This is a genomic window from Candidatus Pseudomonas phytovorans (genome assembly GCA_029202525.1).
Classification (GTDB): Bacteria; Pseudomonadota; Gammaproteobacteria; order Pseudomonadales; family Pseudomonadaceae; genus Aquipseudomonas; species Aquipseudomonas phytovorans.
This window is the reverse complement of record CP119325.1, coordinates 1,073,698-1,089,179: the sequence shown is the minus strand read 5'-3', so window position 1 is coordinate 1,089,179 and position 15,482 is coordinate 1,073,698. Positions and strand designations below refer to the sequence as shown.

Annotated in this window: 14 protein-coding genes; 3 read left to right on the top strand and 11 right to left on the bottom strand. The window is 63.7% G+C overall.

The window, feature by feature from the left end; translation table 11 throughout:
- Positions 1-6: 6 nt before the first annotated feature.
- Positions 7-870 carry an archaetidylserine decarboxylase gene (gene asd / locus P0Y58_04735; protein ID WEK31508.1) on the top strand — a complete coding sequence of 288 codons (864 nt, stop codon included), beginning with the start codon at positions 7-9 and terminating at the stop codon, positions 868-870.
- 76 nt (positions 871-946) lie between these two features.
- Here asd and serB read toward each other — a convergent pair whose 3' ends face one another.
- Positions 947-2,161: a phosphoserine phosphatase SerB gene (gene serB / locus P0Y58_04730; GenBank protein WEK31507.1), complete on the bottom strand. Its 1,215-nt coding sequence runs from the start codon at positions 2,159-2,161 to the stop codon at positions 947-949.
- Positions 2,162-2,295: 134 nt separating this feature from the next.
- On the opposite strand from serB, the gene P0Y58_04725 reads away from it, so the two are divergent.
- Positions 2,296-3,753, top strand: coding sequence for an AhpA/YtjB family protein (locus P0Y58_04725; protein ID WEK31506.1), 1,458 nt, complete (start codon positions 2,296-2,298; stop codon positions 3,751-3,753).
- A 179-nt stretch (positions 3,754-3,932) separates the two neighbouring features.
- Here the strand turns inward: P0Y58_04725 and P0Y58_04720 are convergent, their stop codons facing one another.
- The 9 genes from P0Y58_04720 to P0Y58_04680 form a co-directional block, all read right to left on the bottom strand.
- Complete coding sequence (locus P0Y58_04720) at positions 3,933-4,643, bottom strand: PqiC family protein (GenBank protein ID WEK31505.1); 711 nt, start codon at positions 4,641-4,643, stop codon at positions 3,933-3,935.
- A 172-nt stretch (positions 4,644-4,815) separates the two neighbouring features.
- Positions 4,816-7,074, bottom strand: a complete 2,259-nt coding sequence (gene parC / locus P0Y58_04715; GenBank protein WEK31504.1) for a DNA topoisomerase IV subunit A — start codon at positions 7,072-7,074, stop codon at positions 4,816-4,818.
- A 10-nt stretch (positions 7,075-7,084) separates the two neighbouring features.
- On the bottom strand, positions 7,085-7,603 hold the full coding sequence (locus tag P0Y58_04710) for a TIGR02281 family clan AA aspartic protease (protein WEK31503.1): 519 nt from the start codon (positions 7,601-7,603) through the stop codon (positions 7,085-7,087).
- Complete coding sequence (locus P0Y58_04705; GenBank protein ID WEK31502.1) at positions 7,600-8,586, bottom strand: esterase-like activity of phytase family protein; 987 nt, start codon at positions 8,584-8,586, stop codon at positions 7,600-7,602. The genes P0Y58_04710 and P0Y58_04705 overlap by 4 nt, the downstream gene beginning before the upstream one ends.
- Complete coding sequence (parE, locus tag P0Y58_04700) at positions 8,583-10,487, bottom strand: DNA topoisomerase IV subunit B (protein ID WEK31501.1); 1,905 nt, start codon at positions 10,485-10,487, stop codon at positions 8,583-8,585. Before parE ends, P0Y58_04705 begins: the two co-directional genes overlap by 4 nt.
- A 36-nt stretch (positions 10,488-10,523) precedes the next feature.
- The gene (locus tag P0Y58_04695) at positions 10,524-11,132 is read right to left on the bottom strand and encodes an esterase (GenBank protein WEK31500.1); all 609 of its coding nucleotides are present in this window, start codon (positions 11,130-11,132) and stop codon (positions 10,524-10,526) included.
- 252 nt (positions 11,133-11,384) lie between these two features.
- Positions 11,385-12,182 carry a 3',5'-cyclic-AMP phosphodiesterase gene (cpdA, locus tag P0Y58_04690; protein WEK31499.1) on the bottom strand — a complete coding sequence of 266 codons (798 nt, stop codon included), beginning with the start codon at positions 12,180-12,182 and terminating at the stop codon, positions 11,385-11,387.
- A 1-nt stretch (position 12,183) separates the two neighbouring features.
- Positions 12,184-12,636, bottom strand: coding sequence for a DUF1249 domain-containing protein (locus P0Y58_04685; GenBank protein WEK31498.1), 453 nt, complete (start codon positions 12,634-12,636; stop codon positions 12,184-12,186).
- A complete protein-coding gene (locus P0Y58_04680; GenBank protein ID WEK31497.1) occupies positions 12,627-13,244 on the bottom strand; it encodes an NUDIX domain-containing protein in 618 nt (205 codons plus the stop codon). Before P0Y58_04680 ends, P0Y58_04685 begins: the two co-directional genes overlap by 10 nt.
- 185 nt (positions 13,245-13,429) lie before the next feature.
- On the opposite strand from P0Y58_04680, the gene P0Y58_04675 reads away from it, so the two are divergent.
- Positions 13,430-14,176, top strand: coding sequence for an RsiV family protein (locus P0Y58_04675; GenBank protein ID WEK31496.1), 747 nt, complete (start codon positions 13,430-13,432; stop codon positions 14,174-14,176).
- On the opposite strand, the gene cytX is transcribed toward P0Y58_04675, so the two are convergent.
- Positions 14,145-15,428: a putative hydroxymethylpyrimidine transporter CytX gene (gene cytX / locus P0Y58_04670; protein WEK31495.1), complete on the bottom strand. Its 1,284-nt coding sequence runs from the start codon at positions 15,426-15,428 to the stop codon at positions 14,145-14,147. The two genes, P0Y58_04675 and cytX, sit on opposite strands and share 32 nt — an antisense overlap.
- Between the last annotated feature and the right edge of the window lie 54 nt (positions 15,429-15,482).

Genomic DNA, 15,482 nt, shown 5'->3' with positions numbered 1-15,482 from the left:
ACCTGCATGAAATCCCGTTTGTTCATCATCAGCCAGTACCTGCTGCCGCACCACCTGCTGTCGCGGCTGGCCGGCTGCATCGCCGAGTGCCGCGCCCGCTGGTTCAAGAACGCCTTCACCGCCTGGTTCGCCAAGCGCTACCAGGTCAACATGAGCGAAGCACTGGTCGAGGACTTGAGCGCCTACGAGCACTTCAATGCGTTCTTCACCCGCGCCCTGAAGCCCGGTGCCCGCCCGCTGGACGAAACCCCGGGCGCCATCCTGTGCCCGGCCGACGGCGCCGTCAGCCAGCTCGGCCCGATCGAGCACGGTCGCATCTTCCAGGCCAAAGGCCACGGTTTCAGTGCGCAAGAGCTGCTGGGCGGTGACCCGGCCATGGCAGCGCCATTCATGGGCGGCGAGTTTGCAACCATCTACCTGTCGCCCAAGGACTACCACCGCGTGCACATGCCGCTGGCCGGCACCCTGCGCGAAATGGTCTATGTGCCGGGCCGCCTGTTCTCGGTCAACCAGACCACCGCAGAGAACGTTCCCGAGCTGTTCGCCCGCAACGAGCGCGTGGTCTGCCTGTTCGACACCGAGCGTGGGCCGATGGCCGTGGTGCTGGTGGGTGCGATGATCGTCGCCTCGATCGAAACCGTGTGGGCCGGGCTGGTGACCCCACCCAAGCGTGAGCTGAAGACTTTCCGTTACGACGAAGCCAGCCGTGCGCCGATCCACCTAGAGAAAGGTGCCGAGCTGGGCCGCTTCAAGCTGGGTTCGACCGCCATCGTGCTGTTCGGGCCAGAGCAGGTGAAGTGGGCCGAAAACCTGGGTGCTGGTTCCGCAGTGCGCATGGGGCAGCTGTTGGCGGCGCCTGCGCAGGCTTGATTCGCGCCATATGAAAAAGGCCCTGCATATGCAGGGCCTTTTTATTGGGGGCGCTGTGCGGCCCCGGATTTTCAGATCAGCCGCGCGCGTCGCGGTCGCGCAGGCCCAGCAGGTACAGCACGCCATCCAGCCCCAGGGTGGAAATGGCTTGTTTGGCCGACTGGCGCACCAGCGGCTTGGCGCGGAACGCTACACCCAGACCGGCCAGCGACAGCATCGGCAGGTCGTTGGCGCCATCACCCACGGCAATGGTCTGCTCCAGCTGCAAGCCTTCTTCGTTGGCCAGCTTCTGCAGCAGCTCGGCCTTGCGCTGAGCATCGACGATCGGCTCCACAGCCACACCGGTCACTTTGCCGTCGACCACTTCCAGTTCGTTGGCGAACACGTAGTCGATGCCCAGGCGCGCCTGCACCTGACGAGCAAAGTAGGTAAAGCCACCGGACAGGATCGCGGTCTTGTAGCCCAGGCGCTTGAGCTCGGCGAACAGGTTTTCGGCACCCTCGGTCAGGCGCAGCGAGGCACCGATTTCGTCCAGCACACCCACATCCAGGCCCTTGAGCAGCGCCATGCGCTCCTTGAAGCTGGCGCGGAAGTCCAGTTCACCGCGCATGGCGCGCTCGGTGATCGCCGCCACCTGCTCACCCACGCCGGCCGCCTTGGCCAGTTCGTCGATGACTTCGGCCTCGATCAGCGTCGAGTCCATGTCGAACACCGCCAGGCGACGGTTGCGGCGGAACAGGTCGTCCTTCTGGAAGGCGATGTCGATGCTCAGCGCTTCGGCCAAGGCAAAGAAGTCGGCACGCAGGGCCTGGGCATCGCTCGGCGTGCCACGCACGGAGATCTCGATGGCCGCCTTGCCCTTGTCAGTTTCGGCTTCCAACGCCACACGTGCCGACAGGCGCTCGATGCGCTCGATGGTCAGGCCATACTGGCTGATCACCGCACTCACCCGCTGCAGTTGCTCAGGGGTGATCTTGCGGCTGAGCAGGGTGACGATGTGGCGCGCTTCGCCCTGGCCGTCAGCCCAATGCTGGTAGTCCGCCTCGGAAATTGGCGTGTAGCGGGCCTGCAGGTTCAGTTCGTGGGCCTTGGCCTGCACGCTTTGCAACAGGGCCGTAGCCACTTCGTTGTCCGGGATATCGACCAGGATACCGAACGACAAAGTGCCGTGCATGACTGCCAGGCCGATGTCGAGGATGCTCACACCGCCCTGCAGCAGGACGCCGGTGATAGCCGCAGTGAGACCGGGACGGTCCTCACCGGTGATGTTGATCAGGACGATTTCGCGCACAACCTGGCTCCGACTTCGATGAAAAATGCGCATTCTACCGATTTTCCGTGACCATCGGGCGCCAACGACACTTTGCCGACAAAACCCGGGTCGCTATACTGCCCCACACTTTCTGCCATTAAGAGCCGAGCTCAGTGAACCGGCCCACGCCCGTCAAACCAGACAATTTCTTCCTGATGATCTATCGTGCCCTGAGTCAACGTCGCGTGCCGCTGGCACTGCGCATCGCCTGCACCAACATCTTCCTGGTCGCGCTGGCGCTGGTGATCTATGCCTGCGTGATGGGCCTGCAGTTCAAGCAGGCCATGCACGAGCAGGCCGATGCCTTGGGCCAGAGCCTCACCACCCAGACGGCCACTTCGGCGACCGAACTGCTGGTAGCCAACGATATCCTCAGCCTCAATGTACTGCTGGGCAACCTGGTGAAAAACCCGCTGGTGGCTCATGCAGCGATCTACAGTGTGGACAACCGTATCCTCGCCGAGGCCGGCCAGCGCCCGCGCAACAGCCTGCTGGGCGAGGCCGAGGGCGTGTACCAGACCAAGATCAGCTTCCAGGATGTGACTGCCGGGCAACTGCGCATCAGCCTGGACATGAGCCAGTTCCAGCAGCCGATGCTGATCAGCCTGCAGAGCATGGGTATCCTTGCCGCCATCCTGCTGGTGCTGGCCTTGACCCTGAGCCTGCGCCAAGGCCGCCACATCACCCTGCCGTTGCTGCAACTGCGGGTATGGCTGCGCGATCCGCAGCCTTATACCCCGGCAACCGACCGCCAGGACGAGATCGGCGACATCGCCCGCCAACTGCATGCGCGACTGGCCCCGCCGCCACCGCCGGAGCCGGAGTTCGAAGAAGAGGACGACGAGCAGTTCGACGACCCGCACGATGCCGCCCCGGCGCCCAAGGCCGCGCCCCGAGCCAAGGTTGCCGCCCTCGAAGACGAGGACGACGACGAGGCCTTCGCCGGCCTGCTGGACGATGAAAGCGCACCCAAGGCCGCCCCGATCGAGTCTGACGAGCCACAGTACAGCGCCGTACTTGCCGTACAGCTGGGCTCGCAGGAACAACTGCGCCGCCTGCCGCGCACACGCCTGACCGAGCTGACCGACCGCTACCGCGATTGCCTGGAGCATGCTGCCTCGCTCTATGACGGCGAAACCCACACGCTCAACGACGGCAGCACCCTGGTGCTGTTCCACAGCCGCGTGTGTGGCGAGGACTACCTGACCAACGCCATTTGCTGTGGCGAGTTGCTGCGTGCCTTGGGTCATGCCCTGCAGATCGAAGTGGCCGACAGCGGCATCACCCTGCAACTGCAGCTGGGCCTGGCCCTGGGTAATGACCTGCATGGGCTGGAGCTGGTTGACCTGTTGATGGCCGAGAAGGCCCAGGATGCCCTGGCGCTGTCGCAGCACAGCCGCAACTTGTTGCTGGTGGAGCGGCAGATCAGCGATGACTCACTGATTCGCCAGCGTGCCCGTATTCGCCCGATTGCCAGCCCTGAGGGTGCTTGCTGCGTGGAACGGTTGATGGAGCCATACCCGTCGATGCTGGAAAGGCAACTGGCGCGCATGCACGAGCGCCGGGCCTGAAACCGAGGTGGTTTTTTCGCGGGTAAACCCGCTCCCACAGGGATGTCACCGCCCTCGAGCCTTGCGCCAAACCTGTGGGAGCGGGTTTACCCGCGAAGAGGCCAGCACGGGCAACACATGAACAGCCAGCCACAAAAAAGCCCGCATGATCGCGGGCTTTTTTGTATCTGGCTATTCGGTCAGAACCGATAGACTTCCATATCGGTACGAATCGGCGAGGCCATCGGGATCTTGGATTTCTCCGGTTCCTTCTTCACCTGCACCGGCGCAGCAGGCTTTTTCGGTGGCTCTTCGACGATCGCCGGCTGGTTGGCCAGCGGCTTGACCGCGGTGCTCAACTGTTCGGCCAGTTTCTGCAGCAGTTGGCCCTGGGCCTGAACCTGCGACGACTCGCTGCCCTCATGCGGCTGCTCAAGGTGAATGATGCGGTTATCACGCACATGGCCACGGCGGTCCAGCAGGCGCCACTGGGCATCCAGAACTGCCGGCTGGTTGGTACCCGAATCCAGGCGGGTGATAGACAGCACTACTTGCACGTCCGGGCTGAAGCCGGTGGTGGCTGGTGCCAGCACCACACGCTGGCTGTCCAGGCGCCAGGCAAGCTGGCGCACCAGCAACTGGTCGATATCCGACGAAAGGCTACCGGCCCAACGACCGTCGGTCGCCGAAGTCAGGCTGCCATCGGCTTGGCGCTGCAAGAACGTCTCACGCTGAAGGTAATCGGCCACCGATACCGGGCCAAGTACCACGGCCATGCCTGCACTCTGCGAAGGCTGGCCAGGATCACCACTGTCGAGCTGGTACAGGGCAACCGGCTGATGCATGGTGCACCCGCCAAGGCCCAGCAGGCCAGTCATCAACAGCGCAAATGGAAGGCGCAGAAGTTTCATCATCCCATCCAGGCGGTCGCCTGAAGGCACACCGCAGTGATACATATAAATTCAAACGGGCACACGACTACGTCGGCACCGCAGGGGCCATATCATCCGCGAAATAACCGCCCGACTCCAGCATTTCTGCCCGGAACGGCGCTGAAATTGCCGTTCCAGACATTTCTGCCCGTTACGCCGGCACTTCCACCTGCAAACCATCGACGCGCTGGAAGCCGCGTGGCAGCTTGCTGCCTCGCCGTCCGCGCTCGCCCTTGTAATGCTCCAGGTCGTCCACCTTCAGAGACAGCGTACGCTTGCCGGCTTGCAATACAAGGGTCGAGCCTTCGGCAATCACAGCCAGGTCGGTGACAAATTCTTCACGGCTGGCTACCCGGTCGCCCGGCACGCCAATGATCTTGTTGCCCTTGCCCTTGCCCAGCTGCGGCAAGTCGCTGACCTTGAACACCAGCAGGCGGCCTTCGGTGGTAACCGCTGCCAGCCAGTCTTGCTCCCGATTGGCCACCGGGCGCGGGGTCATGACTTTGGCCCCGTTGGGCAGGCTGAGCAAACCTTTGCCGGCCTTGTTCTTGGCCTGCAGGTCCTCACCCTTGACTACAAAGCCGTAGCCCGCATCCGAGGCAACCACATACAGCGCGTCGTCGTCCGGCAACAGCACACACTCGAAGGTGGCCCCTGGCGGTGGCGTCAGGCGGCCGGTCAGCGGCTCGCCCTGACCACGAGCCGACGGCAAGCTGTGAGCAGCCACCGAGTAGCTGCGGCCCGTAGAGTCGATGAGTACCGCAAACTGGTTGGAACGCCCCGCTGCCGCAGCCTTGAAGCCATCGCCGGCCTTGTACGACAAGCCGGTGGCGTCGATGTCGTGGCCTTTGGCGCAACGCACCCAGCCCTTTTCCGACAGCACCACGGTGACCGGCTCGGTCGGCATCAGTTCGTTTTCCGACAGGGCCTTGGCTTCGACGCGCTCGACGATTGGCGAGCGGCGTGCATCGCCGTAGGTTTCGGCATCCTTGATCAGTTCGCTGCGCACCAGCTTGCGCAGCTTGGCCTCGCTGCCCAGCAGGGCCTGCAGTTTGGCTTGCTCCTTGAGCAGTTCATCCTGTTCGCCGCGGATTTTCATCTCTTCCAGACGCGCCAACTGCCGAAGGCGGGTCTCGAGGATATACTCGGCCTGGATCTCACTCAGCTCGAACCGGGCAATCAGGGCCTGCTTGGGATGCTCCTCGGTACGGATAATGTGGATCACTTCATCCAGGTTGAGGAATGCGGTGAGCAAACCGTCCAACAGGTGCAGGCGCCTTTCCACCTTGTCCAGGCGGTGCTGCAGCCGGCGGCGAACCGTGTTGGTACGGAACTCCAGCCACTCCACCAATAATGCACGCAGGTTCTTCAACTGAGGGCGGCCATCCAGGCCGATGATGTTGACGTTGACCCGGTACGTGCTCTCCAGGTCGGTAGTGGCGAACAGGTGCTGCATCAGCTCATCGGCATCCACGCGGTTGGAGCGCGGAATGATCACCATGCGGCAGGGGTTCTCGTGGTCCGATTCGTCACGCAGGTCGGCGACCATCGGCAACTTCTTGGCCTGCATCTGCGCGGCGATCTGCTCAAGTACCTTGGCACCGGAGACCTGGTGCGGCAGAGCAGTGACGACGATGTCGCCATCCTCGACGCTGTACACGGCACGCATGCGGATCGAGCCGCGGCCGCTTTCGTACATCTTGAGGATTTCTGCCCGCGGCGTGATGATTTCCGCCTCGGTCGGGTAATCCGGCCCCTGGATGTGCTCGCACAACTGCTCGATGGTGGCCTTGGGCTCGTCGAGCAGGCGCACACAGGCGCTGGCCACTTCACGCAGGTTGTGTGGCGGCACGTCGGTCGCCATGCCCACGGCGATACCGGTGGTGCCGTTGAGCAGGATGTTCGGCAGGCGCGCCGGCAACACAGCCGGCTCCTGCAGGGTACCGTCAAAGTTCGGTACCCAATCCACGGTGCCCTGGCCAACTTCGCCAAGCAGCACTTCGGCGTAGCGCGACAACCGCGCCTCGGTGTAACGCATGGCGGCGAACGACTTCGGATCGTCCGGCGCACCCCAGTTGCCTTGGCCGTCGACCAGGGTGTAGCGGTAGCTGAACGGCTGCGCCATGAGCACCATGGCTTCGTAGCAGGCCGAGTCGCCGTGGGGGTGGAATTTGCCGAGCACGTCACCGACGGTACGCGCTGACTTCTTGTGCTTGGAGTCGGCATCGAGCCCCAACTCGCTCATGGCATAGACGATGCGTCGCTGCACCGGCTTCAGGCCGTCGCCGATGTGCGGCAAGGCGCGGTCCATGATCACGTACATGGAGTAGTTGAGGTAGGCCTGTTCGGTGAAGTCAGCCAACGAGCGGCGTTCGACGCCGTCCAGGCTGAGTTCCAGTGAGTCGCTCATGCGGGCCTCGTCATTTCAGGTTCTGGCGCAACAGCATGGTGCCGCCGCGCTGGGTAAATTCAAGTTGTTTCAGGGCACTCATGCCCAGCAATACGGTTTGCCCGTCAAGGCCCGGCACCACGGTGGCGCGCACGTCCTGCAGGCGAATATCGCCCAGTTGCAGGCTGGCCAGGCGCGTGCGGTAGCCTTGGGTGCGGCCATTGGCGGTGCTGAGCAGCACCGGGCTGCCGCGCTCCAGGTTCAGCCCACGTGCCAACACCTCAGGGATCGCCACATCGGTGGCGCCGGTATCGAGCATGAAATGCACCGCCTGGCCGTTGATGGCGCCATCCACCATGAAATGGCCCTGGCCATTGCCCAACAGGCGCACTTCGACAAAGCCTTCGCCGTGCTCGGACTGCACCTGGGCATTGGGGTTTCGCTGGCGGTCTTCCCACTGGCCGAAAAAGCGCGTGGCAAGGAACATCGCCGCCGCCCAGGCGAGGATCATCAGTACCCTGCCCGCCCGCTTGCCCGGCGCCTGGCTCATGGCTTGGCGCTCCAGCCACCTTCCGGTGCATCGAAGCGCCACACGATTGGCCGATTTTCGCCATCGGCGCGGTCGCCGTTGTTGTTGTCCAGGCCGATCCAGGCGCCCTTGGTGTCGATCACCAGCGCTTCGGCCAGGCCGAACGGCTGGTCATAGCGCCGCATGGGCTCAAGCGCCTCGGCGGCGAATGACCAGCAACGCTCGACCTTGCCGGTGTTGGTATCACGCCGGCAAACCCGGTAGGCATTGCGTTCGAGGGTGAACAGCTTGCCCTCGAACAAGGCCAGGTCGGCAAAATCGCGCGACAGTGCCCGGGCATTGGGCATTTGCGCCGGCTGCATCTCGACCCCGGCCTCGCTCAGCAGCACACAGCTGCGCCCGCAAGTCCACACCGATTGCTGGCGCTCGATAGCCACCAGGCCACGGCGCTCACGTTCGGCCGCCAGCCACAGGCGGTCACCCGCAGGGTTGATTGCCAGGCCTTCGAACAAGGCATTGAAGTTCAGCAGCATGCCGCTGGCGCGGGCCTGGCGCACCATGGCCGGGTCGATCTTCAACCAGGCCGGTTCGCCGTCCACCGGCAATTGCAACACGCCAGCATGGGCCTCGCTGGCCAGGTACAGGTTACCCGCTTGGTCGCAGGTGATACCTTCGAAATCCAGCTCACCACCGCGAATGTACGACGCCGCCCAGTTGCGCGACTTCAGGCCCCACGGCAGGCCGCTTTCCGGCGGCGGTGGCGGGGTGAAGGTCAACGGTTGCGCGCGCCAGGTCTGGTTCTGCTGGTCGAAGCGGTAAATGCGGTCGTCGTCGCGGTCGGACACGCCCCACAGCCCGCCCCGGCATTGCACCAGGCCGGACAGGTTACCACTGCGCATGCCGTCGATCGGGTGCTCGGCACTCAGCTTCAGCTCCGGCCAGTTACCCGCCAAGGCAGGCAGGGCAACCAGCGCCAGGCAAACGGCAAGTACCTGCCGAATCAAACCATGACCTCAGCCAGGTTGCCTTTGGTTTCCAGCCAGCTCTTGCGGTCACCGGCGCGCTTCTTGGCCAGCAGCTTGTCCATCAGCTCGCAGGTGGCCTCAACATCGTCCAGGGTCAGTTGCACCAGGCGCCGGGTGTTCGGGTCCATGGTGGTTTCGCGCAGTTGCGGCGGATTCATCTCGCCCAGGCCCTTGAAGCGGGTCACCTGCGGTTTGCCGCGCTTCTTCTCGGCCACCAGGCGGTCGAGGATACCGTCACGCTCGGCTTCGTCGAGGGCGTAGTAGATTTCCTTGCCCAGGTCGATGCGGTACAGCGGCGGCATGGCCACGTACACATGCCCGGCCTCGACCAGCGCCCGGAAGTGCTGGACGAACAGCGCACACAGCAGCGTGGCGATGTGCAGGCCGTCAGAGTCGGCGTCGGCAAGGATGCAGACTTTGCCGTAGCGCAGTTGCGCCAGGTCTGTGGCACCCGGGTCGACACCGATGGCCACGGCGATGTTGTGCACTTCCTGGCTGGCCAGGACTTCGCCACCGTCCACTTCCCAGGTGTTGAGGATCTTGCCGCGCAGCGGCAGGATCGCCTGGAACTCCTTGTCCCGTGCCTGCTTCGCCGAACCACCGGCCGAGTCACCCTCGACCAGGAACAGTTCGGCCCGCATCGGGTCCTGGCCGGCACAGTCGGCCAACTTGCCAGGCAGTGCCGGGCCCTGGGTAATGCGTTTGCGCTCGACCTTCTTGCTGGCCTTGAGGCGGCGCCCGGCGTTGCTGATGGCCAGCTCTGCCAGTTGCATGCCCAGCTCAGGGTGGGCATTGAGCCACAGGCTGAAAGCGTCCTTGACCACGCCGGAAACGAAGGCAGCCGCCTCGCGCGACGACAGGCGCTCTTTGGTCTGCCCGGAGAACTGCGGCTCCTGCATTTTCATCGAAAGCACGAAAGAGATGCGCTCCCAGACGTCCTCTGGCGCCAGCTTCACGCCACGCGGCAGCAAGCTGCGGAACTCGCAAAATTCGCGCATGGCATCCAGCAGCCCCTGACGCAAACCGTTGACATGGGTGCCGCCCTGGGCAGTGGGGATCAGGTTGACGTAGCTTTCCTGCACGCTGTCGCCACCTTCCGGCAACCACAGCAACGCCCAGTCTGCGGCTTCCTTGTTGCCCGCCAGGCTGCCACAGAACGGCTCGTCAGGCAGGCGCTGGAACTCGCTGACCGCATCGACCAGGTAAGAGCGCAGGCCGTCTTCATAATGCCACTCGACCTTCTCGCCGCTGGCCTTGTCTTCGAAGCTGACCAGCAGGCCCGGGCACAGCACGGCCTTGGCCTTGAGCACATGCTTGAGGCGGCTGATGGAGAATTTGGGCGAGTCGAAATACTTGGGGTCGGGGCTGAAGTAGACGCTGGTGCCGGTGTTGCGCTTTCCGACCGAACCGACCACTTCCAGCTCGCTGGCCTTGAAGCCATCGGCGAAGGTCATCTGGTATTCGTTGCCGTCACGTTTGACGCGCACCCGCACCTGGGTCGACAGGGCGTTGACCACCGAAATGCCCACACCGTGCAAACCACCGGAGAACTGGTAGTTCTTGTTGGAGAACTTGCCGCCGGCATGCAGCTTGGTAAGGATCAGCTCGACCCCGGACACACCCTCTTCCGGGTGGATGTCCACCGGCATGCCGCGGCCATCGTCGCTGACCTCCAGCGAATGGTCGGCATGCAGGATGACCTGCACCGAACGCGCGTGGCCGGCCAGGGCTTCGTCGACACTGTTGTCGATGACTTCCTGGGCCAGGTGGTTGGGGCGGCTGGTATCGGTATACATGCCCGGCCGCTTGCGGACCGGGTCAAGGCCCGAGAGGACTTCGATGGCGTCTGCGTTATAGGCGCTAGCGCTGGGATTGGCCATAGGGTCTCGTCGTCAGTCTGGTGAATGCAAAAAAAGTCAAAATACAGAAAAATCGAGCGCCGCATACTGCCCGCGAGCAATGCCGGCAAAAGCCAACAGCGCCGGCAGGCGCTCGGCAAAGCCCTGGAAGCTGTGATCGCCACCGGCCTGGATACGCAGGGCACATGCGCGGTAATACCGCTCGGCGTGGCGATAGTCCAAGGTTTCATCGGCGGTTTGCAGCCACACTTGATAGCGGCTGGCATCTGACGGGGCCGGCACTTCCAGCTCGGCCAGGGCCTGCACGTGATCGTGGGTCAACTCCCAGGTTTCACCGCTATAGTGGTTACGCTGAGTGCCCAGGTAGCCGTCGAAATGCTTGTGCGGCGTTACCGCAGGGTTGATCAGCAAAGCCTTGAGGCCATGGCGCTCGGCCAGCCAGGTGGCATAGTAGCCGCCGAGCGAACTGCCCACCAGTAACGGCGCGCCGAGTTCGGCGATGGCTGCTTCGAGCTGGGCGATGGCCTGGCGCGGGTGGTGGTGCAAGGCGGGCACGCGTAGCTGCGCCGACAGGCCCAGTTGCTGCATCACGGCTTCGAGTTGGCGCGCCTTGGTCGAAAGCGGCGAGCTGTTGAAGCCATGGATATAGAGGATGGAACCCGACATGCTGCCCCCGGAATCTGTGGCTTCGCGCCGGATGATGCGGGCGCAGGGACGCGCAGTGTAGCGCGTTCGCCGGGTTTTGACGCAGTACAACGGGTATCGCAATAATTTCTTCAAATTGCCAGTACCAGCCCCTGCGCGATCCCTGTGGAAGCGGGCTTGCCCGCGAAGCAAGCGACGCGGTGGATGGCACGGGCTTCGCCCGTGTTCGCGGGCATGCCCGCTCCCACATGGATGGAGCAGGCCTGAATACCTCTAATAACCCGGGCTATCGAAGTCGAGTTTCACCTCAAAGTCCGTGGCCCGCTCCACCCCGGTTTCCAACCGCCCGTCGGCATGCAGGCGCAACCAGCGGTACCCTGGCTTCTCTTCGCTCACCTGAAAGTCCTCGCTGCGCGCCGCGAACTGGATACAGGTAGACGGCGTAGCCAGCAAACGCCGGCCGTCGCGCACTTCATCCCATTCCTGGTGCACATGCCCCCACAGCAACGCCCGCACCTGTGGATAACCTTCAATGATGTCGAACAGCGCCTGGGCATTGCGCAAGCCGATCGGCGCGATCCACGCGCAGCCGATGTCCACTGGCTGATGGTGCAAACACACCAGGCAATGCCGCTCACCCGCTTCTTTCAAAGCGGCTTCCAGCAATGCCAGCTGGTCGTCCTCCAGCAGGCCGTGTGTCGCCCCCCGCACCGCAGTGTTGAGCATGACAATCCGCCAGGCGCCAACATCGGTTACGGCTTGCACCAGCTCCGGGGCCACTTCAGCCATGAGCTTGGCTTCGTCATGGTTGCCCGGCAACCAGCGGGTGGGCACGACAAACGGTGCAGTCAGCTCACGGAACGTTTCATAAGACGCCACGCTGGCGTCCTGGGACAGGTCACCCGTGCACAGCAGCAAGTCGACAAGCGCTTGCTCACGCCGCGCTTGCGCGACCACATGGCGCAGGCTGTCGCGGGTATTGAGGCCCAGCATGCTGCCGGCCGGGTCGGCGAAAAGATGGGCGTCGGTCAGTTGCACCACATATACAGGGCGCGTGTGGTCTGAGTGCATGTCAGCGAACGCTTGCCAGTTCGTGGCCACAAGCCAGGCAGTGGCTCAGCCATTCACCGAGGAACAGGTTGAGCTGGGCCTTTTCGTCCGGCTGGTGCATGGCCTCGTTCGGATACGGGTAGATGCTGCGCAGGCGCCGGGTGTGCTCGGCACTGACCACTTCGGCCATGCGTGCATCGTGGTAAACCTGCACTTCCAGGTGCGGCACCGGCAGCCACGGCAGGCTGTGCTCCTGGCGCACGTGCAAGGTGGTGGTGTAGGGGCAGGCCAGCACCACGTCCAGCACCAGCACGCCGAGCATCTGGTCGCCTTGGGTCATGCCGATGCGGCGCGAGCTCTGGGTGGTGCGCATGTCGGGCAACAGGCGCATCAACCGGGCGTAGTTGGCCTCGCAGGCGGCCTGCAGCCCGACCAGGTCGACTCGATAGCGCTCGCGCAGCAGGTTCACTTCCACATACCTCGTACTTCGTCACGGTTCAGCGCCAGCCATTGCAAGCCAATGATGGTCGCCGCATTGCAGATGCGCCCGTCGCGCACCGCCTGCAAGGCATCCTCGAACGACCACACGCGCACGCGGATGTCTTCGCCCTCTTCTTCCAGGCCATGCAAGCCGCCTGCGCCTTCGCTGATGCAGCGGCCAAGGAACAGGTGAACGTATTCGTCACTGCCGCCGGGCGACGGGAAGTAGCGGGTCATCGGCCACAAGGCGCTGAACGTCAGGCCGGCTTCTTCCTCGGCTTCGCGGTGGGCGACTTCCTCGGGTTGCTCATCTTTGTCGATCAGCCCGGCAACCATCTCGATCAGCCAGGGGTTACCGACCTTGTCCAGCGCGCCGACACGGAACTGCTCGATCAGCACCACTTCATCGCGCAACGGGTCGTAAGGCAGCACACACACTGCATCGTGGCGCACGAACAGTTCACGGCTGATCTCGCGGCCCATGCCCCCGGCAAACAGCTCGTGGCGCAGGTGCACCTTGTCGAGCTTGTAGAAGCCCTGGAAGCAGTTGGCCCGCTTGACGATCTCGACCGCCTTGGGCACCGAATTCAACGTGTCTGACATGGAAATCCTCGTTACCTCAATTACCGCATCGCGCCATCCTACTCTGCACGCTTGCCCGTTTCACCCCTTTCCGGCAACCGTTCGCACACTCGGGACAGCGCGTCTTCACTCTGTTAGCTTAGTGGCGAACTGAAGGCCGCGCAGACGGTCAAAGGCCGACTTTTCCCTGTTCTGCAAGGATCATCATGACACTTGTCAAACTGACTTCCGTGGCCGTGCTGGCACTCGCGCTGGGCGCCTGCCAGAGCCTGTTCACGCCCAACTACCGGGCCCCGCTGGAGGTCAAGCGCGACGCCTGGGAGCATGTCAAACCCGGCTGCAGCGAAAGCGACTGCCCGCTGGTAAACATCGACATGGTCCACTTCCCGGCCCTGCCCAAGCTCGACGGCATCGTCGAGAAGCGCCTGCTGCAACTGACCGACGACAATCAGCATGGCACCGCGCCAAGCACCTTGCAGGCCTACGAGCAGCAATATCTGGCCAGTGCCGACAAACGTAACAGCAGTTACCTGCAAGCCAAGGTACGCGAGCAGCATGACGGGCTGGTGATCATCGAGTTGTCCAGTTATCTGGACAGCGGTGGCGCCCACGGCATGCCCGGGCGCGGCTTCATCAACTATTCGCGCAAGCTGGACAAAGTGCTGACCTTGCAGGACATGCTGGTGCCTGGCCAGGAGGACACCTTCTGGAAAACCGTCGAGGAGTCACACCGTGCCTGGCTGATGAGCGTGGGCATGGACAAGGACGCCGAGTTCGTCAAAACCTGGCCGTTCAAGAAGTCGCCGCACATCGCCCTGACGTACGGCGCGGTGGTGGTCAAGTACGAGGTCTACGCCATCGCGCCCTATTCCATGGGCCACGTGGAACTGAAAATCCCGTACCCGCGCCTGAATGGCGTTCTCAAGCCTGAACTGTTTCCCGGCCGCGGCTAAGGCTTAGCAGCCCATGCAGTACACCCGCCAGCAGCAATGCTGGCAGGGTTGCACCCAGCTCCGGTGCATTGGCGGCGATCAGGTGATAGGCCGCCACCCCCACCAACCACGCCACCAGCGCTTGCCAGTGCAAGCCATCGACCTGTGCCGGCAGGCGGCGGCGACGTATCACGTAGTGGTCCATCAGCACCACGCCGAACAGCGGCGCGAACACCGAACCGATCAGCAGCAGGAAGTTTTCGTATTGCGCCAGCGGCGCCAGCAGGGCGATGAGGGTGCACAGCGCGCCGATGGCCAACGCAAGGTGCTCGACCTTCAGCGGCAGCAGCACGCCGGTGGAAACTGCAGCCGAGTGGATGTCGGCAAAGGCCTTTTCGGACTCGTCCAGCAGAATCAGCAAAAGCGGGATACCCATGCCGGCGCCGGCCAGGGCCAGCAGCAGGGCATTGACTTCACCGCTGCCAGCAAAGGCCAGCGTGTAGGCCACGCCCAGGCTCATCAGCCAGGTGTTGCCGATGAAATAGCCCACGACGGTGCCGCCGAACACATGCTTGCCGCTGCGGGCGAAGCGCGAGTAATCGGCAATCAGCGGCAGCCAGGACAGCGGCATGGCAATGGCGATATCAAAGCCCACCGCCAGCGACATCGAGCCGTCCCCGGCGCGGTTCCACAGCGCAGCCAGGTCGGCCTTGGCGAACAGGTTCCAGGTCAGCCAGATGCACGCGCCCAGCAGCAACCAGATACCCCAGGCGCGCAGCACCTTGCGCACGAACGCCAGTGGCCCACTGACTGCCAGCAGGGTGGCCAGGGTGCCGAAACACAGGGTCCAGAGCATCGGGCTGTTCCAGGCACTGTCTTCGCCAAACGTGCGTGCACCCAGCAGGCTGGCTGCATCGCGCATGACGATGATCTCGAACGCGCCCCAGCCTACCAGTTGCAGCAGGTTTAGCAGCGCGGGCAAGCGGGCGCCATGGCTGCCCAGGCTGAGTTTCAGGGTACCCATGGCAGACAGGCCAGTGTCGCTGCCGATAACCCCGGCGGCCCCCAGCAACAGCACACCGACACCGGTGCCCAGGGCGATGGCGAGCACCGCGCCGGCGAGGCCAAGCCCTGGCGCCAGCATGGCGCCGACCTGCAGCACCATGAGGCCGATGCCGAGGGAGAACCACAGCGAGAACAGGTCGCGGGCGCCGAAGATACGCTGGTGGTTGGGGACCGGGTGGTCGGGGGAGAATTGGCTGGGGGTGGTCATTGTTATGTTCGCCGGAAGAATTTATGGGGCTTCGCAGACCCATTGTGGGAGCGG